Genomic DNA, 24,223 nt, shown 5'->3' with positions numbered 1-24,223 from the left:
TTCATAACCAAAAAAGACGAGCATAAACTTGTACAAACAGGTAGAGGGACGGGGATGACATGAAAAGAAGCAAAAAAAGTATCATCTATCTATTTATTGTATTGCTATGTCTCAGCGGTTGGCCTTCCGTATCATCTGCAGCAGGGAGTGTAAGTGCTCATAGTGCTATTTTGATGGAACAGAAGTCAGGAAGAGTGTTATACGCTAAAAATGCAGATCAAGTTAGCCGAATTGCTAGCATCACAAAAATTATGACAGCAATACTGGCGATTGAATCTGGCAAAATAAATAAAAAAGTTACCGTGAGCCACAACGCAGTTGGCGTTGAAGGTTCTTCTGTGTATTTAGTTGAAGGTGAAAAAATAAAATTAAAAGATTTAGTGTATGGCTTGATGCTTCGCTCAGGTAATGATGCTGCTGTAGCTATCGCAGAAGCCGTTGGAGGAAGCGAAGATGGATTTGTTTATTTGATGAATAAAAAAGCAGAAGAAATTGGCATGACGAATACAACATTTCAAAATCCGCATGGATTAGACGATCATGAAAATCATCGCTCAACAGCGCACGATATGGCTCTGCTTATGCGCTATGCAATGAATAATAAAATTTTCAAAGAGATTTCAGGAACAAAAGTCTATCGAATGAAGCACCCTGAAGAGAAATGGGATCGAGTGTGGAAAAACAAAAATAAACTGCTGACAACACTATATGCATACTGTACTGGCGGAAAAACAGGATATACAAAATTAGCAAAACGAACGCTTGTGACAACTGCTACAAAAGATGGAATGGATTTAATCGCCGTAACGATTAATGCGCCAGATGATTGGAACGATCACATTTCCATGTATGAAAATGCATTTGATAAATATGATATGACCAGTTTAGCTGCAAAAGGCGAATTGGCAGATATAAAAGATTCTTTCTATAAAGATCAGTTGTATATTAAACGAAATGTCGTCTATCCTCTTACAAAGAAAGAACAGAGCTCTGTAGAAGTGAAAACAACGTTAATTCAGCCTAAAAAGCAGTGGGAAGAAACAGGGAAAGTTCCCAATCTTGTAGGGAAGCTCGATATTTATAGAAGTGGAGAAACGATTGACAGTGTTCCTATTTATTTCGAAAAGCAGGCCGAGCAGCAAGAAGGTTTCTTTGATCGAGTGAAGCGATTAATGTTTATTCAGTCTGGAGCCAAAACAGATGGTTAATATTATTTGGATGTTGCTGACCATTATCGGAATTGTTTTTGCAATTATAAATGGGAAAATTGGTGATGTAAACAAAGCAATTTTTCAAGGAGCAGGCGAAGCGGTGACCATCAGCATTGGGTTAATCAGCGTGCTGGTCTTTTGGTTAGGTATGATGAATATTGCTCAAAGTGCAGGGCTTCTCGACAAGTTAGCGAAACTATTTCGACCCATTATTACTAGACTTTTCCCTGATGTTCCAAAAGATCATCCGGCCTTAGGATACATATTATCCAATATGATGGCGAATATGTTTGGGCTGGGGAATGCGGCAACTCCTCTTGGTATTAAAGCGATGGAGCAGCTTAAAAAACTGAACGGCGACAGAGACGAAGCAAGCCGTTCTATGATCACACTTTTAGCACTTAACACAACCAGTTTAACGCTTATACCGACCACAGTTATTGCCATTCGAATTACGTATAACTCGGCTAATCCTACTGAAATTGTGGGTACTACGCTTTTAGCAACTGTTGTAGCTACAATAGGAGCTATCATCATCGATCGCTTCTTTTATTATCGACGTACGCGAAAAGGAGGAAAACGAAAATGACGATGCTTAATCAAGTATCATTGATGTTTATTCCTCTTATCGTAGGATGTATTTTACTTTATGGAACCTACAAAAAAATTCCTACGTATGAAAAGTTTGTAGAGGGAGGGAAAGACGGATTACAAATTGCTTTTTCCATCATTCCTTACTTAGTCGGCATGTTAGTGAGCATCTCTATTTTTCGAGCTTCAGGAGCCCTTGATTTTTTCTTATCTGTTTTAAAACCTATGCTGCAAGCAGTCGGCGTTCCGGCTGAAATTGTACCTTTAGCTCTTATTAAACCGATATCTGGAACGGCTGCCCTTGGTATCACAACGGATCTAATTTCTACATATGGACCTGATTCTTTTATCGGTCGTTTGGCATCGACCATGCAGGGAAGTACAGATACCACGTTTTATATTTTAACGGTTTATTTCGGAGCAGTAGGTATTAAAAAAATGGGAGATGCGCTGAAGGTTGGTTTACTGGCGGATTTGGTAGGGATTATTGCATCAGTTGTGATCGTAATCCTTGTATTTGGCCGGTAAGAAATCGAAAATTCTACCTCTGTGTGGCAAATAGACTTGTGTATTACTTCGTAAACAAGTAAGATGTTACAAGAGGTGAAGTGTTAATGGAACGATTACAAAAAGTGATTGCTCACGCAGGTGTAGCATCAAGACGTAAAGCTGAAGAATTAATCGGCCAAGGCCGAGTGAAAGTAAATGGAAAAGTTGTAAAAGAATTGGGCACGAAAGTAGGTCCTAACGATAAAATTGAAGTAGACGAAGTGCCGGTAGAAAGCGAAGCGCCCGTTTATTTTATGCTATACAAACCAAGAGGCGTGATTTCAGCTGCTAACGACGACAAAGGAAGAAAAACAGTCGTTGACTTCTTTCCACATGTAGAAGAAAGAATTTACCCGATTGGACGTCTGGACTATGATACGTCGGGTCTACTTCTTTTAACAAATGATGGTGAATTTGCTAATCAGCTAATGCACCCGAAATTTGAAGTGGATAAAGTGTATGTGGCTAAAATTAAAGGAATCCCAAGTCGTGAAAGCATCAGACAGCTGCAGCGCGGAGTGATGCTTGAAGACGGAAAAACAGCACCAGCTCGTGCAAAAGTTCTTTCCATTGATAAAAGCAAGCAGACGGCAATCGTAGAACTGACGATTCACGAAGGGAAAAACCGTCAAGTACGTCGCATGTTCGATGCAATCGGACATTCTGTATTAAAGTTAAAACGTGAGCGCTACGGACCTTTAGACTTACGCGGATTAAATGCAGGAGAAGCACGCGAGCTTACGGCTCATGAAGTCAAACAATTATATTCAATGTCTCAAACAGGTAAGTAATTTTCACTTACCTGTTTTTTTTATGAAAAATGTCGTGAATTAGAAAATCAAGCAAGGTTTTTTGAAAAAATGTCGAACTTGTAGAATGAGAGGAAGACTTCACAGAAACGTCGAAATATTATCGGAAAGCCACTACCAAAAAAATGATATAATGGTAGAAAAAAAGCGTATTGAAAGCGGTTAAAAGGAGTTCGTGCTATGAAAAAAAAGCGCTTGATTATTCGAACAGTTATATTAGCAGTTTTACTGTGCGCGGTTGGATATACCCTTTATGCTCAATTTTTTGCTGATAAACAAAAGGTATCGGTAGGAGATGAGGCACCTGACTTTATATTAAGAGATATTAATGGAGAAACTCATCAGCTATCAGATTACAAAGGCAAAGGAGTTTTTTTGAATTTTTGGGGAACATGGTGCAAGCCCTGTAAACAAGAGATGCCGGCGATGGAAAAGCAGTATGCAGCATATAAAAAGCAAGGCGTTGAAATTTTAGCTGTTAACGTTGCAGAAACGAATATAGCGGTAGAGCAGTTTGCTAAACAGTATGGGCTATCTTTTCCAATTTTGATGGATAAAGATTCACAAGTGTTGGGTGCGTACGGGATAGATCCTCTTCCGACTACGTTTTTAATTGATAAAAACGGAAAGATTGTAGACAGCTTTATTGGCGGATTAGAAGAATCTAAAATAAAAGAATATATGGAAGAAATTAAACCATAGGGAGTGTTGACAATGAAACACGTAAAATGTGAATGTGGACACGTTAACCCGCATGGTACGATTTTGTGTGAAGCCTGTGGTAAACCAATTGCAGAAGAAACAACTGAAAAATTAGTAGATATGCGTTATGAAGGAAGCGCAAGGCGATCGCAAACGTACAATAAAACAGTTATCGATAAAATATGGAATTTTTTCTCTTCTGTAAAGGTAGGCATTTGGATCATTATTGTGACGCTTGTTGCGTCTGCAGTCGGAACCATTTATCCTCAAGAAGCTTACATACCTCCTAATGTGACAGCAGGTGAGTATTATCAAAAGGAATATGGATGGACAGGAGAGCTTTATTATAAGTTAGGTTTTCATCATCTCTATGAATCGTGGTGGTACTTGCTTTTAATTGCTGCTTTAGGAATGTCGTTAGTCATTTGCAGTTTAGATCGAGTAGTGCCTTTGTACCGAGCTCTAAAAAAGCAGAGCGTAACAAAACATCCAAACTTCTTAAAGAGACAGCGTTTATACAGCACTTCATCATCGTGGACGGATCAAGATTATGAACATGTAAAAAGCATGCTGAAAAAAAGAAGATACTCTATTCGCGAAGAAAAGGGCAATCTGCTGGCTGAAAAAGGACGCTTCTCAAGATGGGGTCCATACGTTAATCATATCGGTCTCATTATCTTTTTACTAGGTGCTATGCTTAGATTTGTACCAGGTATGTATATAGATGAAGTTCTTTGGATCCGTGAAGGTGAAACAAAAGTTATTCCTGGGACGAACGGAGAGTATTTTTTGAAAAACCATCGTTTTACTGTGGAAACGTATGATAAAGATAGCGAAAGCGCCGTGTTTCAAGAAGCAATTGATCGCGCAGGGAATAATAAAGTAGCCAAAAAATATGAAGCGGATGTTAGTCTGTATAAGCGCGAAGGAAAGCTTATACCGGGAGCAGATCCAAAGCTAAAAAAAATAAAAGATTCAGAGATTCGTGTGAATCAGCCGCTTAAGTTTGAAGGATATGCCATGTACCAAGTGGACTTCAAGTTAAATGAGTTTAGCTCTATGTCTTTCCATTTAACAGATAAAAATGCAAATAAAAACGTTGGTTCACTTACAGTAGATTTACATAATCCAAAAGCAACATATGATTTAAAAAACGGATATAAAGTCAAGCTCATGAGCTACTTTCCAGACTTTTTCTTTGATGATGAAGGAAACCCAAATACAAAAACAAGAGTGCCTAACAACCCGGCTTTTGTATTTAAAATGATTACGCCTCAGCATAAAAAAGGCGAAGTTGCTTTTGTTGGAATTAGAGAGAACTTGGAACCACTAGGAAATAACGATTATAAAATGACCTTTGCTGGTGTGGAAACGAAAAATGTAACGGGATTAACCGTTCGCAGAGACTATACGCTTTGGTTTTTAGGGATTGGCGGAGCCATCTTTATGATTGGTGTGATTCAAGGGATGTATTGGAATCATCGCCGCATGTGGATTCAAAAAGTCAATAATGAGATATGGTTGGCCGCACATACAAATAAAAACTGGTATGGTCTTAAAAAAGAATTAAATGGTTTATTAGAATCCACATCCCTCACACAGCTGAAGGACCAAAATGATAAAGAAACAAAATAGGAGGAAAAAGCATGGATTACGCGAGTATAAGTAGTAATTTACTGTATGTGGCGTTTATTGCTTATTTAGTTGCAACCTTTTTTTTCGGAGGAGCTATTCGAGATAAGCGAGCAGCTCAAAAGAAAACAAAGTGGGCAACGTTTGGAATTGCGGTTACCATCATCGGTTTTATTGCACAGATTGGCTATTTCATTACAAGATGGATTGCATCAGGCCACGCTCCTGTTAGTAATTTATTTGAATTTACGACGTTTTTTGGCATGATGCTTGTTGGCGCATTTATTGTTATTTACTTTATTTATCGTCTTAGCATGCTTGGACTTTTTGCCTTGCCGGTGGCTCTTTTAATCATTGCTTATGCAAGCATGTTTCCAACTGAAATTACGCCGCTGATACCAGCTCTCCAGACGAATTGGCTGCATATTCACGTTACAACCGCAGCTACGGGTGAAGCCGTGCTTTCCATTAGCTTTGTTGCAGGATTGATTTATTTAATCAAAAAAATTGATCAATCCAAGCGAAATAAAAAAGCATTTTGGCTGGAATTCATCCTGTATACGCTTATTAGTACGCTTGGGTTTGTAGCGGTGACGCTGGCTTTTAATGCGGCTCACTACGAGTCATCATTTAATTGGGTTAATAAAAGTGGCGAACAAGAGCAAGTCGTATATCATATGGTTCCGCTAGTGGGGCCTCATCAAAGTGAGTGGACAGACGGGAACGACATACAGCCGCTTGTTGATATGCCGGCTATTATCAATGCTAAAAAATTAAATACGGTTATTTGGTCGTTAGCCGGTGGGTTTGTCTTATATTGGCTGATTCGTCTTATTTTACGGAAGCGAATTGGAGCCGCACTGCAGCCGCTTGTGAAGCAGGTAAACAGCGACTTGCTTGATGAAGTAAGCTACAGAGCAGTGGCGATTGGATTTCCTATTTTTACATTAGGAGCACTTATTTTCGCTATGATTTGGGCTCAGATGGCCTGGACGCGCTTTTGGGGATGGGATCCCAAAGAGGTGTGGGCGCTGATCACCTTTTTATTTTATGCCGCTTTTCTTCATCTTCGGCTGTCTAAAGGGTGGCACGGTGAAAAATCAGCTTGGCTGGCAGTTGGCGGATTTGCCATCATCATGTTCAACTTAGTGGCCGTGAACCTAGTTATTGCAGGTTTACATTCATATGCGTAACCTTTAAAAATAGAATAGAGGCTGAAATAAAGATATTTTAGTTGAAGAAGATCCGAACGATGAGTTGAGATTCTTGATGGAGAATCACATTCGTTCGGATTTTTTTATTTGCATGGTGAACGGAGGCTTCATATATGTAGTTGCTTCTAGCTCCTGTATTTTATCTGTCCATCTGTAGATTGGATGGATTTCGATATGTCTCAACCTCTTTTTTGAGGAAAAAAGCTATTTTTCATAAAGGTGTTCACGAATTGTCACATTGTTTGGGTAACATAAGTAGAACTCGCCGGTTTTTTTTTGTACACTAAGACTAGGAGGTTGAAAATACATGCAAAACGAACAAAGATTACTGCTAGTAGACGATGAAGATCGCATTAGACGATTGTTAAAAATGTACTTAGAAAAAGAAGGATACATCATTGAAGAAGCAGCCGACGGGCATGAAGCAATCGAAAAAGCGTTACACATAGATTATGATTTGATTGTATTAGATTTAATGATGCCTGGCATAGACGGTATTGAGGTCTGTAAACAAATTCGCGAGAAAAAAGCAACTCCTATTATCATGCTTACAGCTAAAGGTGAAGAAGTAAACAGAGTCCAAGGGTTTGAAGTAGGTACAGATGATTACATCGTTAAGCCGTTTAGCCCAAGAGAAGTGGTTCTTCGCGTAAAAGCACTGCTTCGACGTTCTTCTCAAGCAACGTTTATTCAGCCAGAAACGAGCGTGAAAAACCTTATTGTCTTTGATCACTTAACGATTGATAATGATGCACATCGCGTTACAGCAGACGGAAAAGAAGTTAACTTAACTCCAAAAGAATATGAATTATTGTGCTACCTTGCAAAAACGCCAGATAAAGTATACGACAGAGAGCAGCTGCTGCGTGAAGTGTGGCATTATGATTTCTTTGGAGATCTTCGTACGGTAGATACGCACGTCAAGCGTTTGCGTGAAAAGTTAAATCGCGTATCGTCACAAGCGGCGAAAATGATCGTAACCGTTTGGGGAGTAGGGTATAAATTTGAGGTTGAAAATAACTGATGTTTTGGAGAAGTGTAGTTGGTAAACTATGGTTTACTATCCTATTGCTCGTTACGCTTGTTTTATTTATTTTGACCATTTTACTGCTTCAGTTTTTTGAAAATTATCATGTTGTAGACGCAGAAAACCGTTTAACTAAAACGGCTGCTAAAATCTCTACCATTGTGCAGGAAACAGAGGATGAAAAGCTAGGACTATCCATTGCTCGTGAACTTGCAGATCAAGCAAGTGTAGTTATTGTTCAGGATAAAGATTTCTATTGGCATTCCACACATCCTGATAAAGAAAATAAGAAAGCTATTTCGGCCATTGTTAAACAAAACGATCAGCTAAATCAAGTGGTTGAAAAAGGTAAAGTAATACGGGAAAAAATGTACATGACCACAAAGAAAGACACGAGTGATGAGCCTTTAATGTTTGTTGTCGGTGTACCTTTAATGAAAGATAATAAACCGACAGGCGGCGTTTATTTGTATCAATCTCTTTCTGAAATTGAAGAGCCCGCTCAATATACGACTAAGTTCATTTTATTGGCTGCAGGTATTGCTATTATTTTAACTACTATCTTTGCTTTTTTCTTATCCACTCGAATTACAGCACCTCTTAGAAAAATGAGGCAGGCGGCATTTGAAGTAACCAAAGGGAACTTTGATACAAAAGTACCTATTTTAACTCACGATGAAATTGGAGAGTTAGCGATTGCTTTTAATCAAATGGGCAGGCAGTTAAAGTTTAATCTCAATGCGCTCAATCAGGAAAAAGAACAGCTTTCAAGTATTTTAAGCAGTATGGCAGACGGTGTTATTACGTTTAGTAGAGACGGATCGATTTTAATTACCAATCCCCCAGCGGAGCATTTTCTTCAGACTTGGTATTACGAGCAGGATGTGAACAACCAGCAGGTGCCTGAGCTTCCAGCAAACGTCGTGCATTTGTTTCAAACGGTAGTAGAGACTGAAACGGAGCGAAGTGCAGAGTTGAAAATTCAAGGGAAAACGTGGGTCATTTTAATGTCACCGCTCTATAATCAAACGAAAATCCGCGGTGCTGTAGCTGTACTGCGAGATATGTCTGAAGAGCGTAAACTTGATAAATCAAGAAAAGATTTTATTGCAAACGTGTCTCATGAATTGCGTACACCTATTTCTATGCTTCAAGGTTATAGTGAAGCTATTATTGACGATATTGCAAGTACGGATGAAGAAAAGAAAGAAATTGCACAGGTGATTTATGATGAATCACTCCGTATGGGCCGGCTTGTAAATGAACTTTTAGATTTAGCGCGAATGGAAGCGGGACATGTGCAGCTTCACTTAGAATCTGTAGCAATGGTTGAATTTACAGAACGTGTTTTGCGCAAGTTTCAAGGGTTAGCTAAAGAAAAACATATTAAACTGTCTCTTAATGGAAAAATAGAAGATGAATTTGAAGCGATGATTGATTCAGACCGTATGGAACAAGTGCTGACAAACTTAATTGATAATGCCATTCGTCATACGGATGACTACGGAGAAGTAAAGCTGAATCTTGATAAAAGTCAATCCGAAATCCATCTTTCTGTTCAAGATACGGGAGCAGGGATTCCAAAAGAAGATCTTCCGTTTGTATTTGAGCGATTTTATAAAGCTGATAAAGCCAGAACGAGAGGAAAGTCAGGAACTGGTCTTGGGCTTGCGATCGCTAAAAATATCGTGGAGGCACACCAAGGGATTATTGCGGTTGAAAGTGAATTAAATGAAGGAACAACTTTCTTTATCAAACTGCCAAAGTAAACACATGCTAAATAACAGTTTGTCTTCGGCTGAAATAATAAGAATAGCAAAGAGATGTGATTCATTGGAGAATCACATCTCTTTATTTTTTTCTATAAACAAGTCTAAAAGAGAAGGAATTGGCATATAGTATGTTTTGTGTGCAATGATCTACATAGGAGGTTCTTTCTTCATGATTGACGTGTTAAGAAGAATATTGGTTGTATTAGTGATGGGATTGTGTATAGGTCTTTTATTTTTGGGCGGGCAAATGGTAAAGGCAGAAGAGAAGCAGTGGGAGTGGCCGGTTGAAGGAGTCTTAACTGATATATTTGGTTCTCGTCACGCCAAACACTTTGGAATCGATATAGCAGCACCTGTTGGTACACAGGTGTATGCTGTTGCAAAAGGAGTGGTGAGCCGCTCTTATTATTCAAATACATACGGGCAAGTTGTTTTTATCAAACAAACGAATGGATACGAAACGGTCTATGCTCATCTAGAGAAACGACTTGTTGCAGAAGGAAATTCTGTAGCCCCAGGTCAAAACATTGGATGGGTTGGCAATACAGGACGATCTTCAGGTGCACATTTGCATTTTGAAGTTCATCAAGGAAGTTGGAATCCGGATAAAACCAATGCGGTAAACCCACTCGCCAAATTGGACAAGCAAAAACTATCGGCATACGTAAAAAACGATTTAGCTGCCACGGTTTTTCAGCAGTTACATCAGGCTTCTGATAACTGTATTCTTATCCATCAAGGAGATACATTATCTGAACTTGCGGCCAAATATGAAGTCGATGTGGAGCAGCTAAGAAAGTGGAATCATTTAGAGAACACCGCTTTAAATGCAGGACAAGTGTTAAAAATAAGTCCATAAAAAAAGAGCCGCTAAGGCTCTTTTTTCAATGTCACAACTCAATGCGCTGTATGGTCACAATTTCGCTTGTTTGTTTTAATGAAGTGATGACAGAATCATCTAAAAGTTTATCAAACGTGAGCATCATAATGGCTTCTCCGCCTTTTTGCTTACGGCCCACTTGCATGGTAGCAATGTTAATACGTAAATCTCCAAGTACTTTCCCTACATTTCCAATAACTCCGGGCTGATCACTGTGACGGATATAAAGAAGATGTCCTTCTGGATAAAAATCAATATCAAACGAATCAATATTAACAATTCGAGGTCCATATCCTGCTATATAAGTGCCCGTAATCGTAAATGTACGCTGTTCGCCTGTTACTGTAACGTCAATTATATTAGAATATCCTTGCGTATCTTCCGATGTTTTTTCACCAAATGTAATTCCTCGTTCTTTGGCAATCATAGAAGCATTGACTTCGTTAACAGGTGAGTCAATACGATGGGTTAAAAAGCCTGATAACAAGCTCCGTGTAATATAAGTGGTTTCTAAATCCGTCACTGTACCTCCGTAGGAGATCGAGATATGCTGAACGGGTTCTCGCATGCATTGAGATAAAATAGCTCCCATTTGTTTAGTAAGGCTCGTAAACGGCTGAATTTTTTCAAAAACTTCTTTAGAAAGCGTTGGTAAATTAATGGATGAACTTACAGGATTACCTTCTAGAAAATGCAGAACGTCATGTGCCACGTCTTCAGCAACGTTAAGCTGGGCTTCTTTTGTAGAAGCTCCTAAATGGGGAGTTGTAATAACTTGATCAAAATGTAACAAAGGGTTATCAATCGGCGGTTCAACTTCAAATACGTCAATAGCTGCACCTTGAACATGGTCAATTTCTAAATAATGAACTAAGGCTTTTTCATCAATGATCCCGCCGCGTGCGCAGTTTAATAAAAATACACCCTTCTTTGTTTTGGCTAATGTTTCATGATTGAGCAATCCCTTGGTTTCTTTCGTAAGCGGAGTGTGTACGGTAATTACATCCGCTGCTGCTAGTAATTCATCCAGGGATAATAGTTCTACGCCTAGCTTTTCAGCTCGGGAAGAGGTTAAAAAAGGATCGTAAACGTGAACGCTCATATTGAAGGCTTTTGCGCGTTTAGCAAGCTCTGAGCCAATTCGTCCAAATCCGATAATGCCCAGGTGTTTGCGATTAAGCTCTGTTCCAACAAATGCTGAGCGGTTCCATTCGCGCGCTTTGACTGAAGCATTTCCTTGGGGGATATGCCGAAACAAGCTAGCCATCATAGCAAATGTATGTTCCGCCGTTGAAATGGTATTTCCGTTCGGCGCGTTAATAACGACAACCCCTCGTTTGGTTGAGGCTTCAATATCAATATTATCGACACCTACTCCAGCGCGAGCAACAATTTTTAAATTCGGCATTTTTGCCAGCAAATCCTCTGTAACCGTCGTAGCACTCCGTACTAAAAGCGCATCGTACGTATGCAAATCATTCTCAACTTCTTCAACTTTTTTTCGCGTAAGATTCACATGAGGAGCTTCAAGTAGTGGAGCAAGACCTTCATTGCTAATTGAATCAGCTACTAATACGTTATACATGACGTGAACATCTCCCTTGGATTTTACTATCATCAAATATTTGATAATTTACCATGTTAAAAAAATTCTGTCAATTATATTTTTTAAACTTTACAATTAGTTATCAAATACACAATTGTAAACGTAAAATTGAAACTATAAATATGTCATAATGTTGTTGGTTATGCACTTATTTCCTTATTTTACATATAAAACAGTAATGAAGTTTATAAAAGACATCAATTTAATAGGAATTAAAAAAACTTCTTTATTTACTTTTAATTCGAGATAACATATAATAAATTCATAATTAAATATTGGTCTATCTTCGGGGCAGGGTGAAATTCCCGACCGGCGGTAAAAAAACAAATTGTTTTGAGCCCGCGAGCTTATATGTAATACATACGAGCAGATTTGGTGAAATTCCAAAGCCGACAGTACAGTCTGGATGGGAGAAGGTGGAGGTTCAGCGTTCAAAACCTAATGTGATGAACGTTTATTAAATATGCCTGCCATGTCTCCTCTCAACGAATCATTTGTTGGGAGGTTTTTGCGTGGGGATATGAAGTTGAACCTTTCTTCTTTGAAGAGTGGATCACAAAGAAGGAGAGAGGCAAGATGCAACAAAGTAAGAAAACTCAAAAGCTGGTTATACTAGGAATGTTAAGCAGTATTGCTTACATTTTAATGATGATTAATTTTCCGATTCCTGGATTACCTCCGTTTTTAACAATTGATTTTAGCGAAATTCCTGCACTCGTAGCAGCACTTGTATTTGGACCTATGGCTGCTGTTATAGTAGAAGGAATAAAAAATTTATTGAATTATTTAATTCAAGGAAGTGCTACAGGGGTTCCGGTTGGTCAAGTGGCGAACTTTGTAGCTGGTTTACTGTTCGTTCTTCCTGTATCATATATGTTCCGTCGATTTAAAACAGCTAAAGGCGTAACGATAGGTTTGGTTACGGGTACGGTTGTAATGACGGTACTCATGGCTGTCTTAAATTATTATGTCTTTTTACCAGCGTATACAATCTTCTTACAATCGCCAGAAATGTCTAGTGAACAAGCGCGTCAATATATCGTTGCAGGTATTTTGCCGTTTAACTTAATAAAAGGAGCAGCAACAGGGGTTATTTTTGTCTTATTGTTTTCAAAAATGAAGCAATGGATCACGCGCCGCGTTGCTGTTTAATTCAATCGCTCTCCCGGGGAGAGCGATTTTTATATATAAAAAAACCTGCAGCATGTACTATACTACAGGTTTGTTCAATACTTATTCGAATTTATTAGCATCGCCTTCGAATTTTTCATCCGCTACGCGAATTGAATCCGTAGGGCAGCCTTCCATTGCATCCATCATATCATCTTCTAGATCTTCTGGAATTTCTACTACACCTTGGTTATCATCTAATGTTACGAATGCAATACCTTCATCATCATAATCATAAATGTCTGGTGCTGCTGCTCCGCAAGCGCCGCATGCGATGCAAGTATCTTTATCAACAATTGTATATTTTGGCATAACAAGACCTCCTGTAAAGTGTTCGAAAATTTCTTATTATATAATCTCTTCGCGAATCAAGAGTGAAATTTCTCCTTATTCATTGTAAAATGATTTATAAAACTTTTCAATAGAAAAGTCACTGAGAATGCTTATCAAATCAAGGTTTCTTCACTTATCCAAACGTTTTGATACATAAAGGAAAGAGCTAAAAAGCCTTTATCTCACATGCTATTGGTCACTTTTGGTACAATGAATGAGAAAGGAAGTTGACACCTTTGAATTATATTCAAGTTAGCATTTTATTTTGTATAAAACAGTTAAAAGGTGAGCGAACCGCCTATGGTATTTATCATTTATTAACAGGTAAAAAGTCAGCGCAAACAATTCAAGACGGAAAAATTTTTGGAATCTCTTTTCTTTTTCAGTCATTTCTTTACTTAGATAAACGGTCTTTTGAAACCTGCGTTGCATATTTAAAAGAACAGCAGTATATCGAAGAAACTGAAAATCAAAAGTATGTGATGACAGATAAGGGACGAACACGCCTTGAAGATGAACTGACGGCTCGGCCCTTTCATCCAGCTTTAGACGGATGGAAATTCGCAAGCAGTACTCAGTTATTTTTAGCAAGAATCACTTTGTTCATTCAGACCTTATCCAACCTACAGTATTTTCAAAAAGGGTTTTTACCCATCTCCAAAAATCCTGAGGTCATTCAATGGGTCAAAACGTATATTATGTCTCAAAAGCAAACGCGTCAAGAGTTAGCCGCCGAGCTATTCAAAGAGCTCCGAACGTGCTTGAAAGATTGTACGGAACGGGATGCGTCTCTTTTTGTTTTGCAACTGACTGGATACGAAAGAGTAGGCTTTACAAAAAATCAGTTAGCATATCAATATGAACTCGATGAGCATTATGTGCATATTCAACTTTTAGGGGTTATTCATCATATCATTGAAAAAGTGAGTCAAAATAATGAAAGCTTTCATGTACTTTCTTCTTTTTTGCATGATCTATATTTAGAATTGCCTTTGACAAGCTCGACGTTAAAAACGTATAGCTGGCTTCAAAAAGGAAAGGCGCTTGAAGAAATTGCTTATATAAGGCGTTTAAAAGAAAGTACAATTGAAGATCATATTGCAGAATTAGCTCTGTTTGTTCCATCTTTTTCAATCGATGCATACGTATCGCCTAAGCAGCAGGAAGAAATTATCTCGGCTTTTGAAAGTTTGCGTACAAATAAATTAAAGGCGATAAAGGAAGAAGTAAAAGACGACGTTACCTATTTTCAGATTCGTCTCGTATTAGCAAAACATTTTACCTGATACTAAAAAAAGTGGTGTTTGATGTGAAGATAGAACAACTTCTACAGAAACAATTTGGCTATAGCCAATTTCGACTAGGACAAAAAGAGATTATTCAAGATATTTTAACAGGTCATAATGTGTTAGCGGTTCTTCCTACAGGAACAGGGAAATCATTGTGCTATCAGCTCCCCGCTTATGTGTTGAACCGACCGGTGCTGATTGTATCTCCTTTAATTTCACTGATGGAAGATCAAGTTCAACAACTAAAGGCAAGTGGAGAAAAGAGAGTTATTGCCTTAAATAGTTTCCTACAACAAGAAGAAAAAAGACGGGCGCTAAAAGATTTAGCTTTTTATCGTTTTATTTATGTATCTCCTGAAATTTTGCAAAATGCTGTTGTGGTAGAAGCATTAAAACAGGCAAAGGTAGGCCTTTTCGTTGTGGACGAGGCGCACTGTATTTCTCAGTGGGGACATGATTTCCGTTTGGATTATCTTCAGTTAGGAGATATATGGAAGGAACTTGGCAGTCCGCTATGTCTGGCACTAACAGGAACTGCGACTAGGGAAGTAGTGGAAGATATTAAGCGCTACTTATCGCTGCCTGCTGTCAACGAGCACATCTATTCCATGAATCGAAGTAATATTGCGATGAAAGTTGATTTTGTTGCAAGTATTGAAGAGAAAAAAGAGAAGTTGCTGATGTACGTTAGTGAACTGCAAAGTCCAGGAATTATCTATTGTTCCAGCCGATCTTGGACAGAAGCATTAACACAGCTTCTAAAGGAAAATGGGATACAGCGAGTGCAGTATTACCATGGGGGAATGGAACCGAATGAAAGAATGCTTGTTCAACAGCAATTTTTAGAAAATCAGCTGGATATCATTTGCTGCACAAGTGCATTTGGAATGGGGGTTAATAAATCGAATGTTCGCTTTGTTATTCATTTTCATACACCTACGCAGCTAGAAGCATACGTACAGGAAATTGGAAGAAGTGGACGCGATCAGCAAAACAGTATTGCGATTTTGCTTTATGCTGAAGGAGACGATGATTTTGCTCATTCTTTACTTGAAATTGAGCTTCCTTCTTCAGATATCATCTTATACTGCCTGTCGTATTTACGAAATCATGATCAGGCCATTCCTTTAAAACAAGTAGAGTCTCATTTTCTTTATACAGTGGGTATTCAAGAAACACATTGGCGATTTATTCGTTATTATTTGTACAGAGAAAATGTAGTGGAAAATGAACATGTTGAACCTAGGAAAATCCCTGAATCGCTGCATGAAACGATTGTTGCAGCTGTAAATAAACGTCTTCGAAACAAACATGACAAGTACCGTGCGATGAAGGAGTTTATTGAGGCAAAAGAATGCCGTCGTCAGGTGCTGCTTGGCTATTTCAATGAGCTGGGAAAATCAGAGCTTCAGAATTGTTGCGATTGCTGCGGATTGGATTTAGAAGCCTATAAAAAAACAAATGGTGAGCAAGAGCAATGGACATTTCAAGGCTGGGAATTAGAATTAGCTCGTTTGCTTCGTCAAGGAGAGATATAATGGCAAAGTCACAGCAAGAGCTTATTTCATCCATGACGGATGCAGAGCTGGTTAAAAATTTATATGTAACGCAGCTGCTCATCTGCTTTATTGCTTTAGGCATCGGTTTTTTCACATTTGATTCGTGGCATTCCTTTTTACAGTTTTTTGAGCTGGATTGGGCTTCTATTTTATTGTACGGGGGAGGTACAGCTCTCTTGGTAGTAGGAGGAGATATGCTTCTAATGAAGTGTGTACCCGAGCATTTATATGATGACGGAGGGATTAATGAACGTTTATTTGCTAATCGTTCCATTCCTCATCTAGCCCTTATTTGCCTAATCGTTGCATGTTCAGAAGAAATATTATTTCGAGGGGTTATACAAGTTCAGTTCGGCCTTTTTTGGGCGAGTATCGTATTTGCACTCGTTCACATTCGATATTTAAAAAAGTGGTTTCTTTTTATTTCGGTTGTGGTTTTAAGCTTTTTAATAGGGTTGCTGTTTTGGTGGACTGAAAATTTGTATGTCACGATTTTCACTCATTTTCTCATTGATTTTTTATTAGGCCTGCAGATACGAAAGTCAAAAGGGAAATCTGTACAGCCAGAAGAACTCATGCAGTAAAGGTTAAGGAAACAGCCATTATTTTCAGTGTTATCCACATAATCTTTTATATTCACTCATATGTTGTACTAGCATACGAGGGGGTGGAATGTTGGAAAACAAGTTGATAGACTTTGAAAGCGATGAAACACTTCAATATATATTAGCGAGCGTTATCAAAAGAAAAGAGACGGTTAATAAGCTGAAAGCTAAAGAGAAAAGATGGAAGCTTTTGTTTTTAGCCAGCTTAACGGCTGTTATTAGCTACTTTTTTTTCATATTTCAAAGCGGTTTTTTTACGACGTTTAGCGAATTTTTCTCATTTTTGTTGGGTAACATAGGGCATTTGATGTTTCTATTGTTCACCGTCTCCCTTTATTTTTATACTGTACAGCTGCAGAAAAAAAGCGAGAAAGCGGAAAAGACTTTTCAAGACTTGCGCTGTGAGATTATTAAAAGAAGCAAAGAGCTATGGGCGACGCCTGAAACATGGGAGAACCGAAAAGAAACGTTCCGCTGGATGCAGTCCACTTATGGAATTAATTTATATCATGAAAATAAATAGAATCGCATGAAAAAGCCTCTTTTTACATAGAAGTTTAGTGAAGGGGGTTTTTTTGTGAGAGATTGGTTTAACTTGCTGGCTGCGTGGTTATGCAGTTATTATATCAGCAGTTTAACGGCTGTAGGCTCAAAAGCTTCGTTAACCTATTTACTTATTCAAATGATTTTACATCCGTTAGATGTGTTTGGTATTATAATCTTATTTTTCACGGCTCTTTTTTGTCTGTCGGCGGCAGTTCGTAAAGTGTTTCTGCAAAGTCGGTTGTTTCTAAAAGGTTATAAGGTAAAATGGCATGAATATCTTGTTTCATGTCTATGTGTGATAGGAGTTTTATCGTTAAGTACAGTTGCGCTTTATCAAGTAGTAGGTTTGTTAACAATTGCGACAATTTATGCCCTTTCTTCTTTAACAGAAACACACCGTGTATAAAATGAAAAGAAGGAGAATATATGGTTATTTCTTTAATTATTTTAGCGTTAGGCATAGGCCTGCTGATTTTTATGTTTTCGGAAGCCCATCGTACATATGTAGAAGAAAGAACAATTCATTTATCAACATTTCCCGGAAATCAGCAGCCTTTACGCCTGTTTTTTATATCGGATGTACATAAGCGAACAGTTTCGTCGAAGCTGTTGGAAAAAATACCTGGTGAAGTAGATTTTGTGATCATAGGCGGTGACTTACTAGAAGGAGGAGTACCTTTATTGCGTGCTCGTCAAAATATTCAAAAGCTTAAAACGCTTGGACCGGTCTATTTTGTATGGGGAAATAATGATTACGAAGTAAGTCAAGTGCAACTGAAGCAGATGCTTAAGGATGAGGGAGTTATTACCCTTAAAAACGAGCATGTCTCTGCAGTTTCTAAACATGGTACTACATGCAATTTTGCGGGAGTAGATGATTTATCCGAAGGTGAGATGGATCTAAAGCTAGCTGTTTCTTCCATTGAACCTGACCAGCTTACCATTCTTCTAAGCCACAATCCTGATGTTATCTATTATGTAGATGAAGAATCAAAAGTAGATTTAATTTTGAGCGGACATACACACGGAGGACAGATACGCTTATTTAATTTTGGTATGTATGAATTAGGAGGGCTGAAAGAGAAAAGACAGATTCCTCTTTTTGTTAGTAATGGATATGGTACAACCTCCCTGCCTCTCCGTTTACAAGCTAGAGCACAAACGCATTATATCACTTTAAAAAGGAAAGAATAGCCTTGAACAAACTCTTTACATAGCATATACAAATTTTACACACAGGATAACTTATCCTATAATTCAATTAATAGAAACAGTTCACGAAGAGTAGTTGGAGGTTACGTATGGCTCACGAAGGGAAGTATAATATTAAAGCCATCTCAAATATGGTCGGGATCCAGCCGGGAACTTTGCGTGCATGGGAACGACGCTATCAAATTTTAAATCCTGTCCGCAATGAATCGGGGCATCGGTTATATACAGAGGAAGATTTGCGGAAATTAAAATGGCTCACGGAAAAAGTGAGCGGAGGTTTTACGATTAGTCAAGCGGTTTCGTTATTAGAAACGGAAAGTAGTACAGTAGGAGCGTTTGAAGAAGAAGGAGAAGTAGATTCCCCTCAGAAAATTAGGGATGAGCTGTTAACGATGCTTCTATCTTTTGAAGAAGGAAAAGCACAGGATTTAATTAATCATGCGTTTAGCCTGTATTCGGTAGAAAAAGTGGTTATTGATATTTTGGGTTCTCTACTCGTGACGGTTGGAGATATGTGGGAAAAAGGGCAAATCACAAGTGCTCATGAGCATTATACGACTCAAGTATTAAAAACGCGTATCAGCATGATTTTTTATTCGCTGCCTTCAAATGGCTTATTGCCTAAAGCGATTGCTGTATGTGGGCCTAATGAGACACATGAAGTTGGACTTCTAGTCTTTACGCTATTTTTACGCCGTAAAGGGTTTGAGGTTATTTATTTAGGAAGCAGCATTGAAGATAAAGATGTTGAGCTAATTGTTAAAGAAGTAGACCCAACGTTTTTATTTATGTCATGCACAATGATGGAAAATGCCGAGAAAACACTGAATTTGACGAACCAAATGATAAAGAAATTCCCGCATCTTAAAGTAGGATTAGGCGGTTATGTGTTTGATGGTTTAGATAGCAAAAGAAAAGGCGAGGCTCAGCCGTTTATTTTAGGAAATACAAAAGAAGAGTGGAACAGCTGGCTAACAAAAAAATTAGCAGAAATTGATTGAGAATAGCTTGTCTTTCCTTTCATAAACCTGTAAACTCGTAAGTAAACATCACGAACCGTTTTCCAAAAAATACATATACTGCATTATCGAACCATGTGGTTATGAGTGCAAGCGGGGAGGGACGCTAATGAGGCTTGAACGATTAAACTATAATAAGCTAAAAGTTTTTTTGACCTACGATGATTTAAAAGAAAGAGGGTTAACAAAAGAAGATCTATGGACAGATACATTCAAAGTAAAACAGCTCTTTCGTGAGATGATAGAGCAAGCTTCTCAAGAACTGAACTTTGAACCTACAAATTCTCTTTCGGTAGAAGTTTTTTCACTTCAAGCACAGGGAATGGTTGTATTTGTGACAAAGCAGTATGAAGAAGAAACCAGCTACGGTGAGTTCGATGAAGACGAGTTCGAGGACTTCATTGAAATGCAGGTCATGCTAGATGAAAGCGAAGACATGTTTTTTGAGTTTGATTCATTTGAAGATGTCATTCAGCTGACCAAGCGCATGTCAAACTTTTACGATACGGATAGCGTGCTCTATTCATTCGAAAAACGTTTTTACGTGCTGTTGGATTATCACATGCTGTCACCGGCTGAAGTTGGGAATATGATTGCGGTTTTGGCGGAGTATGGAAATCCCTCTACAATTACAAAGCACCGCGTAAATGAATATGGAAAAATATTAGTAGAAAAGAGAGCTCTGGAGTATATTAACTCTGTCTTTTCTTAACTGTTTAATTGAAATAATTACACCCGTGAAGGATAAAGCACTTTTATTAAAATAAGAGTGGCTGCACTTTCAGCTTGTACAAAGTTGTTGAAAGTGCTCTTTATCACCGGGTGTTTTTTATTTTTTTAAGACGATTAACGCATACTAGGAAAGAGGCAGACTTAAAACATTGTAGCATACCTTGTAAAGTTATTGGAAGCGTTTTCTTAGAAGAACACAAAAAATACTAAAAGTTCGATATTTTCCTTTGCAATGTAAAACTAAGGGTGTATACTATGTCATGAAAGAAGCACCATTCAATTAAAAACGAATAATTTTCGATACATTTTAGGAGGTTTACAGATGGTAGCCGACAAGATGCAAGACAGTAAAAATAGTCAAGAAGAGAAGCATAATGTTTTAAAATCTACACAAACAGTGATACATAAAGCGTTAGAAAAACTAGGCTATCCTGATGAAGTGTATGAACTATTAAAAGAGCCATTACGAATGATGACAGTAAAAATTCCTGTTCGTATGGATGACGGATCAGTTAAAATTTTTACAGGTCACCGAGCGCAGCATAACGATGCAGTTGGTCCTACGAAAGGTGGAATTCGTTTTCACCCAAACGTAACTGAAAAAGAAGTAAAAGCTCTATCTATATGGATGAGTTTAAAATGTGGAATCGTTGACCTTCCTTACGGTGGAGGAAAAGGTGGAATTGTTTGTGATCCTCGAAATATGTCTTTTGGAGAATTAGAGCGTTTAAGCCGCGGATATGTTCGTGCGATTAGCCAAATTGTTGGACCAACAAAGGATATTCCAGCGCCGGATGTGTTTACAAATTCACAAATTATGGCTTGGATGATGGATGAATACAGCCGGATTGATGAATTTAACTCGCCTGGCTTTATTACTGGAAAGCCCCTTGTCTTAGGTGGTTCGCACGGCCGTGAAACAGCGACTGCAAAAGGAGTAACTATTTGTATTCGTGAAGCAGCGAAAAAACGAGGCATTGAATTACAAGGTGCACGGGTAGTAGTACAAGGATTTGGAAATGCAGGAAGTTTTTTAGCTAAGTTCATGCACGACGCTGGTGCTAAAATTGTAGGGATATCTGATGCATACGGAGCGCTGCATGATCCTAATGGTTTAGACATTGATTATTTATTAGATCGACGCGATAGCTTTGGTACAGTAACGAAATTATTCAATAATACTATCAGCAACAAAGAGCTGCTTGAACTTGACTGTGACATCCTAGTTCCAGCTGCGATTGAAAATCAAATTACAGAAGAAAATGCCCATAACATTCAAGCGAGTATTGTGGTGGAAGCAGCAAATGGACCAACAACTCTTGAAGCAACGCGCATCTTGTCAGAGAGAGGGATTTTATTAGTTCCAGACGTTTTGGCAAGTGCGGGCGGTGTAACAGTCTCTTATTTTGAATGGGTGCAAAATAACCAAGGTTATTATTGGACGGAAGAAGAAGTAGAAGAAAAGCTTGAAAAAGTAATGGTGAAATCATTTAATAACATCTACGAAACTTCTACAACTCGAAAAGTCGACATGCGTCTAGCTGCTTATATGATAGGCGTAAGAAAAATGGCAGAAGGCTCTCGCTTCAGAGGCTGGATTTAAAAACAGAACAGCAGAACAATTGCGTAAATAGAAAAAATCTCCTATCATTAATGAGGAGATTTTTTTGTTTTACACTGCGTTAAAATAAAAAAAAGGTGCGTTTACAACTGAAGGAGTGAAAGGCATGAAGAAAGAAAAAGTAATTATTGTTGGCGGAGGACCATGCGGGCTTTCAGCAGCTATTGAGCTTCAACATACAGGTATTGATGCCCTTGTAATTGAAAAAGGCAATATTGTGAATGCAATTTATAACTATCCGACCCACCAAACGTTTTTTAGTTCAAGTGAAAAACTAGAAATTGGGGATGTCCCTTTTATTACCGAAAATCGTAAGCCTGTGCGCAACCAAGCTCTTGCTTACTACCGAGAAGTGGTGAAGCGCAAGCAAGTTCGAATTCAGCCGTTTGAACGTGTCTTGCAAGTAGACAAACAAGCGGAAAACCAAATTATTGTCACAACATCCAAAGAGACATATGAAGCGGAGAATGTCATTATAGCTACAGGCTATTACGATCATCCTAATTATATGAATGTTCCTGGTGAAGATTTATCAAAGGTATTTCATTATTTCAAAGAAGCGCATCCGTATTTTGATAAAGATGTAGTCGTTATAGGCGGAAAAAACTCTAGCGTCGATGCAGCTCTGGAATTGGTGAAGTGTGATGCAAGGGTGACGGTTATTTATCGTGGCTCAGATTACTCCCCTAGCGTAAAACCTTGGATATTGCCTGAATTTGAAGCGCTGGTTCGAAATGGAACGATTGGGATGCATTTTAACGCTCATGTAACAAAGATAACGGATGAAGCAGTAACATATGAGCAGGAAGGGAAAGAATTTACGATTAGTAACGATTTCGTTTTTGCCATGACTGGCTATCACCCTGATCACTCGTTTTTAACAAAAATGGGTGTGGAATTAGATGATGAAACAGGCCGCCCTTCTTTTACCGAAGAGACGATGGAAACAAACGTGGAAGGAATTTATATCGCTGGTGTGATTGCTGCAGGAAACAATGCTAATGAGATTTTTATTGAAAATGGACGTTTTCATGGGAAATCAATCGCTTCCCATATTATCAACAAAAACAACGCATAGGCTTCTATGCGTTGTTTTACTAATGATTAAATAGCTGCTGCAGCTCATCATGATTCGTTGTTACTTGGAGAGCAACCAACAGTTTAATGCGTGCTTTAGGACCATTTAAGCCATTTGAAAAAATAACGCCCATCTCTTTTAACAGCTTGCCACCGCCTTCATACCCATATACATCTTGAGCAATTCCATTAAAACAGCGAGAAACGAGCACGATGGGTATCTTTCGCTTCAAAAGCAATTGAATTCCTGGAATGGTGAGAGGAGGCAGATTTCCTTGACCGAGGGCTTCAATTACAAGTCCGTCAACATTCATTGAAGCCACTGCTTGAAATAAATGGTCGTCCATTCCTGCATAAGCTTTTAATAAAGTGATTTGTTTATCTATTTGATTAACAGGATAAAATTCATGTTCTGTAGGCATGTGGTGAAAAGATACGCCGCGTTTTGTGATTAATCCTATTGGCCCGTACTGAGGGCTTTGAAATGTCGCCACGTTGCTTGTGTGGGTCTTGGTCACATTTTCAGCGGTATGAATTTCATCGTTCATCACAACTAAGACACCTTTTCCTTTTGCCCCGTCACTAATAGCCACCCGAACCGCAGATATAAAATTATAAGGACCGTCTGAACCGATTTCATTGCTTGATCTCATAGCTCCAGTTAAGACAATTGGAATATCTGTATGCACTGTTAAATCTAAAAAATAAGCGGTTTCTTCCAGCGTGTCCGTGCCGTGGGTTAACACGACTGCATCAATTTTGCCTTCATTAATTTTATCGCGTATTTTTTTTGAAAGTATAAGCATTTCCTTAGGAGTAATGTGAGGAGAAGGCAGATGAAATGCTTCTTCTACGATTACATTGGCCATACCTGAAACAGATGATGTTGAGCGGTGAAGGGGGTTTTGAATATCTGGTGCTACCGCTCCAGTTGCCATGTCTTCTTTCATCGAGATTGTGCCACCGGTGTGAAGAATATAAACAGTTTTCATAGAGAGCTCCTTTCAATTTTTCGTATAAGTATGATACATTTTTTGGTATACTTGTTTAAGGTCTTTGTTAGGCTT

24 protein-coding genes and 1 riboswitch are annotated in these 24,223 nt (G+C 38.5%); of the genes, 21 read left to right on the top strand and 3 right to left on the bottom strand.

The window, feature by feature from the left end; translation table 11 throughout:
* Positions 1 to 59 precede the first annotated feature (59 nt).
* The 10 genes from WKH56_RS02575 to WKH56_RS02530 all read left to right on the top strand — a co-directional run bounded on the left by WKH56_RS02575 (position 60) and on the right by WKH56_RS02530 (position 10,366).
* Positions 60 to 1,208: a D-alanyl-D-alanine carboxypeptidase family protein gene (locus WKH56_RS02575; protein ID WP_310884097.1), complete on the top strand. Its 1,149-nt coding sequence runs from the start codon at positions 60 to 62 to the stop codon at positions 1,206 to 1,208.
* Positions 1,201 to 1,800 carry a nucleoside recognition domain-containing protein gene (locus tag WKH56_RS02570; RefSeq protein ID WP_013059057.1) on the top strand — a complete coding sequence of 200 codons (600 nt, stop codon included), beginning with the start codon at positions 1,201 to 1,203 and terminating at the stop codon, positions 1,798 to 1,800. Before WKH56_RS02575 ends, WKH56_RS02570 begins: the two co-directional genes overlap by 8 nt.
* Positions 1,797 to 2,330: a spore maturation protein gene (locus WKH56_RS02565; RefSeq protein WP_013084923.1), complete on the top strand. Its 534-nt coding sequence runs from the start codon at positions 1,797 to 1,799 to the stop codon at positions 2,328 to 2,330. Before WKH56_RS02570 ends, WKH56_RS02565 begins: the two co-directional genes overlap by 4 nt.
* An 86-nt stretch (positions 2,331 to 2,416) precedes the next feature.
* Entirely contained in the window at positions 2,417 to 3,142 is a 726-nt protein-coding gene (locus tag WKH56_RS02560; RefSeq protein ID WP_028411537.1) for a pseudouridine synthase, read from the top strand.
* 198 nt (positions 3,143 to 3,340) lie between these two features.
* Positions 3,341 to 3,862, top strand: a complete 522-nt coding sequence (gene resA, locus WKH56_RS02555) for a thiol-disulfide oxidoreductase ResA (RefSeq protein WP_028411536.1) — start codon at positions 3,341 to 3,343, stop codon at positions 3,860 to 3,862.
* A gap of 12 nt (positions 3,863 to 3,874) precedes the next feature.
* The gene (gene resB / locus WKH56_RS02550; RefSeq protein ID WP_028411535.1) at positions 3,875 to 5,497 is read left to right on the top strand and encodes a cytochrome c biogenesis protein ResB; all 1,623 of its coding nucleotides are present in this window, start codon (positions 3,875 to 3,877) and stop codon (positions 5,495 to 5,497) included.
* A gap of 11 nt (positions 5,498 to 5,508) precedes the next feature.
* Positions 5,509 to 6,687 (top strand): c-type cytochrome biogenesis protein CcsB, encoded by a 1,179-nt coding sequence (gene ccsB / locus WKH56_RS02545; RefSeq protein ID WP_310884096.1) that lies wholly within the window; start codon positions 5,509 to 5,511, stop codon positions 6,685 to 6,687.
* 328 nt (positions 6,688 to 7,015) lie between these two features.
* Positions 7,016 to 7,732, top strand: coding sequence for a response regulator transcription factor (locus WKH56_RS02540; protein ID WP_013059051.1), 717 nt, complete (start codon positions 7,016 to 7,018; stop codon positions 7,730 to 7,732).
* On the top strand, positions 7,732 to 9,504 hold the full coding sequence (locus WKH56_RS02535; protein WP_310884095.1) for an ATP-binding protein: 1,773 nt from the start codon (positions 7,732 to 7,734) through the stop codon (positions 9,502 to 9,504). Before WKH56_RS02540 ends, WKH56_RS02535 begins: the two co-directional genes overlap by 1 nt.
* Positions 9,505 to 9,676: 172 nt before the next feature.
* Positions 9,677 to 10,366: a peptidoglycan DD-metalloendopeptidase family protein gene (locus tag WKH56_RS02530; protein ID WP_048019799.1), complete on the top strand. Its 690-nt coding sequence runs from the start codon at positions 9,677 to 9,679 to the stop codon at positions 10,364 to 10,366.
* Positions 10,367 to 10,397: 31 nt separating this feature from the next.
* Here WKH56_RS02530 and serA read toward each other — a convergent pair whose 3' ends face one another.
* Positions 10,398 to 11,972: a phosphoglycerate dehydrogenase gene (gene serA / locus WKH56_RS02525; protein ID WP_275210733.1), complete on the bottom strand. Its 1,575-nt coding sequence runs from the start codon at positions 11,970 to 11,972 to the stop codon at positions 10,398 to 10,400.
* A gap of 299 nt (positions 11,973 to 12,271) precedes the next feature.
* A riboswitch (FMN riboswitch) is annotated at positions 12,272 to 12,415 on the top strand.
* A gap of 154 nt (positions 12,416 to 12,569) precedes the next feature.
* On the opposite strand from serA, the gene WKH56_RS02520 reads away from it, so the two are divergent.
* Positions 12,570 to 13,145: an ECF transporter S component gene (locus tag WKH56_RS02520; RefSeq protein ID WP_028411530.1), complete on the top strand. Its 576-nt coding sequence runs from the start codon at positions 12,570 to 12,572 to the stop codon at positions 13,143 to 13,145.
* An 81-nt stretch (positions 13,146 to 13,226) separates the two neighbouring features.
* Here the strand turns inward: WKH56_RS02520 and WKH56_RS02515 are convergent, their stop codons facing one another.
* The gene (locus WKH56_RS02515) at positions 13,227 to 13,475 is read right to left on the bottom strand and encodes a ferredoxin (protein WP_013059046.1); all 249 of its coding nucleotides are present in this window, start codon (positions 13,473 to 13,475) and stop codon (positions 13,227 to 13,229) included.
* A gap of 257 nt (positions 13,476 to 13,732) precedes the next feature.
* Here WKH56_RS02515 and WKH56_RS02510 point away from each other — a divergent pair, with 257 nt between their 5' ends.
* The 10 genes from WKH56_RS02510 (at position 13,733) to WKH56_RS02465 (ending at position 23,157) form a co-directional block, all read left to right on the top strand.
* Positions 13,733 to 14,782 carry a YpbB family protein gene (locus WKH56_RS02510; RefSeq protein WP_048019801.1) on the top strand — a complete coding sequence of 350 codons (1,050 nt, stop codon included), beginning with the start codon at positions 13,733 to 13,735 and terminating at the stop codon, positions 14,780 to 14,782.
* 23 nt (positions 14,783 to 14,805) lie between these two features.
* Positions 14,806 to 16,323 carry a RecQ family ATP-dependent DNA helicase gene (locus WKH56_RS02505; protein ID WP_310884094.1) on the top strand — a complete coding sequence of 506 codons (1,518 nt, stop codon included), beginning with the start codon at positions 14,806 to 14,808 and terminating at the stop codon, positions 16,321 to 16,323.
* Positions 16,323 to 16,928: a CPBP family intramembrane glutamic endopeptidase gene (locus tag WKH56_RS02500; protein ID WP_047749868.1), complete on the top strand. Its 606-nt coding sequence runs from the start codon at positions 16,323 to 16,325 to the stop codon at positions 16,926 to 16,928. The genes WKH56_RS02505 and WKH56_RS02500 overlap by 1 nt, the downstream gene beginning before the upstream one ends.
* 88 nt (positions 16,929 to 17,016) lie before the next feature.
* Positions 17,017 to 17,472, top strand: coding sequence for a DUF2663 family protein (locus tag WKH56_RS02495; protein ID WP_275210735.1), 456 nt, complete (start codon positions 17,017 to 17,019; stop codon positions 17,470 to 17,472).
* 54 nt (positions 17,473 to 17,526) lie between these two features.
* A complete protein-coding gene (locus tag WKH56_RS02490) occupies positions 17,527 to 17,901 on the top strand; it encodes a hypothetical protein (protein WP_028411525.1) in 375 nt (124 codons plus the stop codon).
* A gap of 20 nt (positions 17,902 to 17,921) precedes the next feature.
* The gene (locus tag WKH56_RS02485; protein WP_310884093.1) at positions 17,922 to 18,689 is read left to right on the top strand and encodes a metallophosphoesterase; all 768 of its coding nucleotides are present in this window, start codon (positions 17,922 to 17,924) and stop codon (positions 18,687 to 18,689) included.
* A gap of 107 nt (positions 18,690 to 18,796) precedes the next feature.
* Positions 18,797 to 19,708, top strand: coding sequence for a MerR family transcriptional regulator (locus tag WKH56_RS02480; protein ID WP_028411523.1), 912 nt, complete (start codon positions 18,797 to 18,799; stop codon positions 19,706 to 19,708).
* A gap of 127 nt (positions 19,709 to 19,835) precedes the next feature.
* Positions 19,836 to 20,438 (top strand): genetic competence negative regulator, encoded by a 603-nt coding sequence (locus WKH56_RS02475; RefSeq protein ID WP_025750420.1) that lies wholly within the window; start codon positions 19,836 to 19,838, stop codon positions 20,436 to 20,438.
* 357 nt (positions 20,439 to 20,795) lie between these two features.
* Positions 20,796 to 22,061, top strand: coding sequence for a Glu/Leu/Phe/Val family dehydrogenase (locus WKH56_RS02470; RefSeq protein ID WP_375166608.1), 1,266 nt, complete (start codon positions 20,796 to 20,798; stop codon positions 22,059 to 22,061).
* 124 nt (positions 22,062 to 22,185) lie between these two features.
* Complete coding sequence (locus tag WKH56_RS02465) at positions 22,186 to 23,157, top strand: YpdA family putative bacillithiol disulfide reductase (RefSeq protein WP_028411522.1); 972 nt, start codon at positions 22,186 to 22,188, stop codon at positions 23,155 to 23,157.
* Positions 23,158 to 23,176: 19 nt separating this feature from the next.
* Here the strand turns inward: WKH56_RS02465 and WKH56_RS02460 are convergent, their stop codons facing one another.
* Positions 23,177 to 24,148 (bottom strand): asparaginase, encoded by a 972-nt coding sequence (locus WKH56_RS02460; RefSeq protein WP_028411521.1) that lies wholly within the window; start codon positions 24,146 to 24,148, stop codon positions 23,177 to 23,179.
* Positions 24,149 to 24,223 lie beyond the last annotated feature (75 nt).

The organism is Priestia sp. SB1 (assembly GCF_038898415.1).
Note: the sequence above shows the minus strand (reverse complement) of the source record. Positions and strands in the feature narration are given on the sequence as shown.

Bases quoted from the DNA above. Each gene is read 5' to 3' on its own strand.
- WKH56_RS02520 (WP_028411530.1), top strand. From the start codon at position 12,570: ATGCAACAAAGTAAGAAAACTCAAAAGCTGGTTATACTAGGAATGTTA.
- resB (WP_028411535.1), top strand. From the start codon at position 3,875: ATGAAACACGTAAAATGTGAATGTGGACACGTTAACCCGCATGGTACG.
- WKH56_RS02460 (WP_028411521.1), bottom strand. From the start codon at position 24,148: ATGAAAACTGTTTATATTCTTCACACCGGTGGCACAATCTCGATGAAA.
- WKH56_RS02515 (WP_013059046.1), bottom strand. From the start codon at position 13,475: ATGCCAAAATATACAATTGTTGATAAAGATACTTGCATCGCATGCGGC.
- WKH56_RS02530 (WP_048019799.1), top strand. From the start codon at position 9,677: ATGATTGACGTGTTAAGAAGAATATTGGTTGTATTAGTGATGGGATTG.
- WKH56_RS02485 (WP_310884093.1), top strand. From the start codon at position 17,922: ATGGTTATTTCTTTAATTATTTTAGCGTTAGGCATAGGCCTGCTGATT.
- ccsB (WP_310884096.1), top strand. From the start codon at position 5,509: ATGGATTACGCGAGTATAAGTAGTAATTTACTGTATGTGGCGTTTATT.
- serA (WP_275210733.1), bottom strand. From the start codon at position 11,972: ATGTATAACGTATTAGTAGCTGATTCAATTAGCAATGAAGGTCTTGCT.
- WKH56_RS02565 (WP_013084923.1), top strand. From the start codon at position 1,797: ATGACGATGCTTAATCAAGTATCATTGATGTTTATTCCTCTTATCGTA.
- WKH56_RS02480 (WP_028411523.1), top strand. From the start codon at position 18,797: ATGGCTCACGAAGGGAAGTATAATATTAAAGCCATCTCAAATATGGTC.
- resA (WP_028411536.1), top strand. From the start codon at position 3,341: ATGAAAAAAAAGCGCTTGATTATTCGAACAGTTATATTAGCAGTTTTA.
- WKH56_RS02560 (WP_028411537.1), top strand. From the start codon at position 2,417: ATGGAACGATTACAAAAAGTGATTGCTCACGCAGGTGTAGCATCAAGA.
- WKH56_RS02570 (WP_013059057.1), top strand. From the start codon at position 1,201: ATGGTTAATATTATTTGGATGTTGCTGACCATTATCGGAATTGTTTTT.
- WKH56_RS02470 (WP_375166608.1), top strand. From the start codon at position 20,796: ATGCAAGACAGTAAAAATAGTCAAGAAGAGAAGCATAATGTTTTAAAA.
- WKH56_RS02575 (WP_310884097.1), top strand. From the start codon at position 60: ATGAAAAGAAGCAAAAAAAGTATCATCTATCTATTTATTGTATTGCTA.
- WKH56_RS02500 (WP_047749868.1), top strand. From the start codon at position 16,323: ATGGCAAAGTCACAGCAAGAGCTTATTTCATCCATGACGGATGCAGAG.
- WKH56_RS02465 (WP_028411522.1), top strand. From the start codon at position 22,186: ATGAAGAAAGAAAAAGTAATTATTGTTGGCGGAGGACCATGCGGGCTT.
- WKH56_RS02540 (WP_013059051.1), top strand. From the start codon at position 7,016: ATGCAAAACGAACAAAGATTACTGCTAGTAGACGATGAAGATCGCATT.
- WKH56_RS02475 (WP_025750420.1), top strand. From the start codon at position 19,836: ATGAGGCTTGAACGATTAAACTATAATAAGCTAAAAGTTTTTTTGACC.
- WKH56_RS02495 (WP_275210735.1), top strand. From the start codon at position 17,017: ATGTTGGAAAACAAGTTGATAGACTTTGAAAGCGATGAAACACTTCAA.
- WKH56_RS02535 (WP_310884095.1), top strand. From the start codon at position 7,732: ATGTTTTGGAGAAGTGTAGTTGGTAAACTATGGTTTACTATCCTATTG.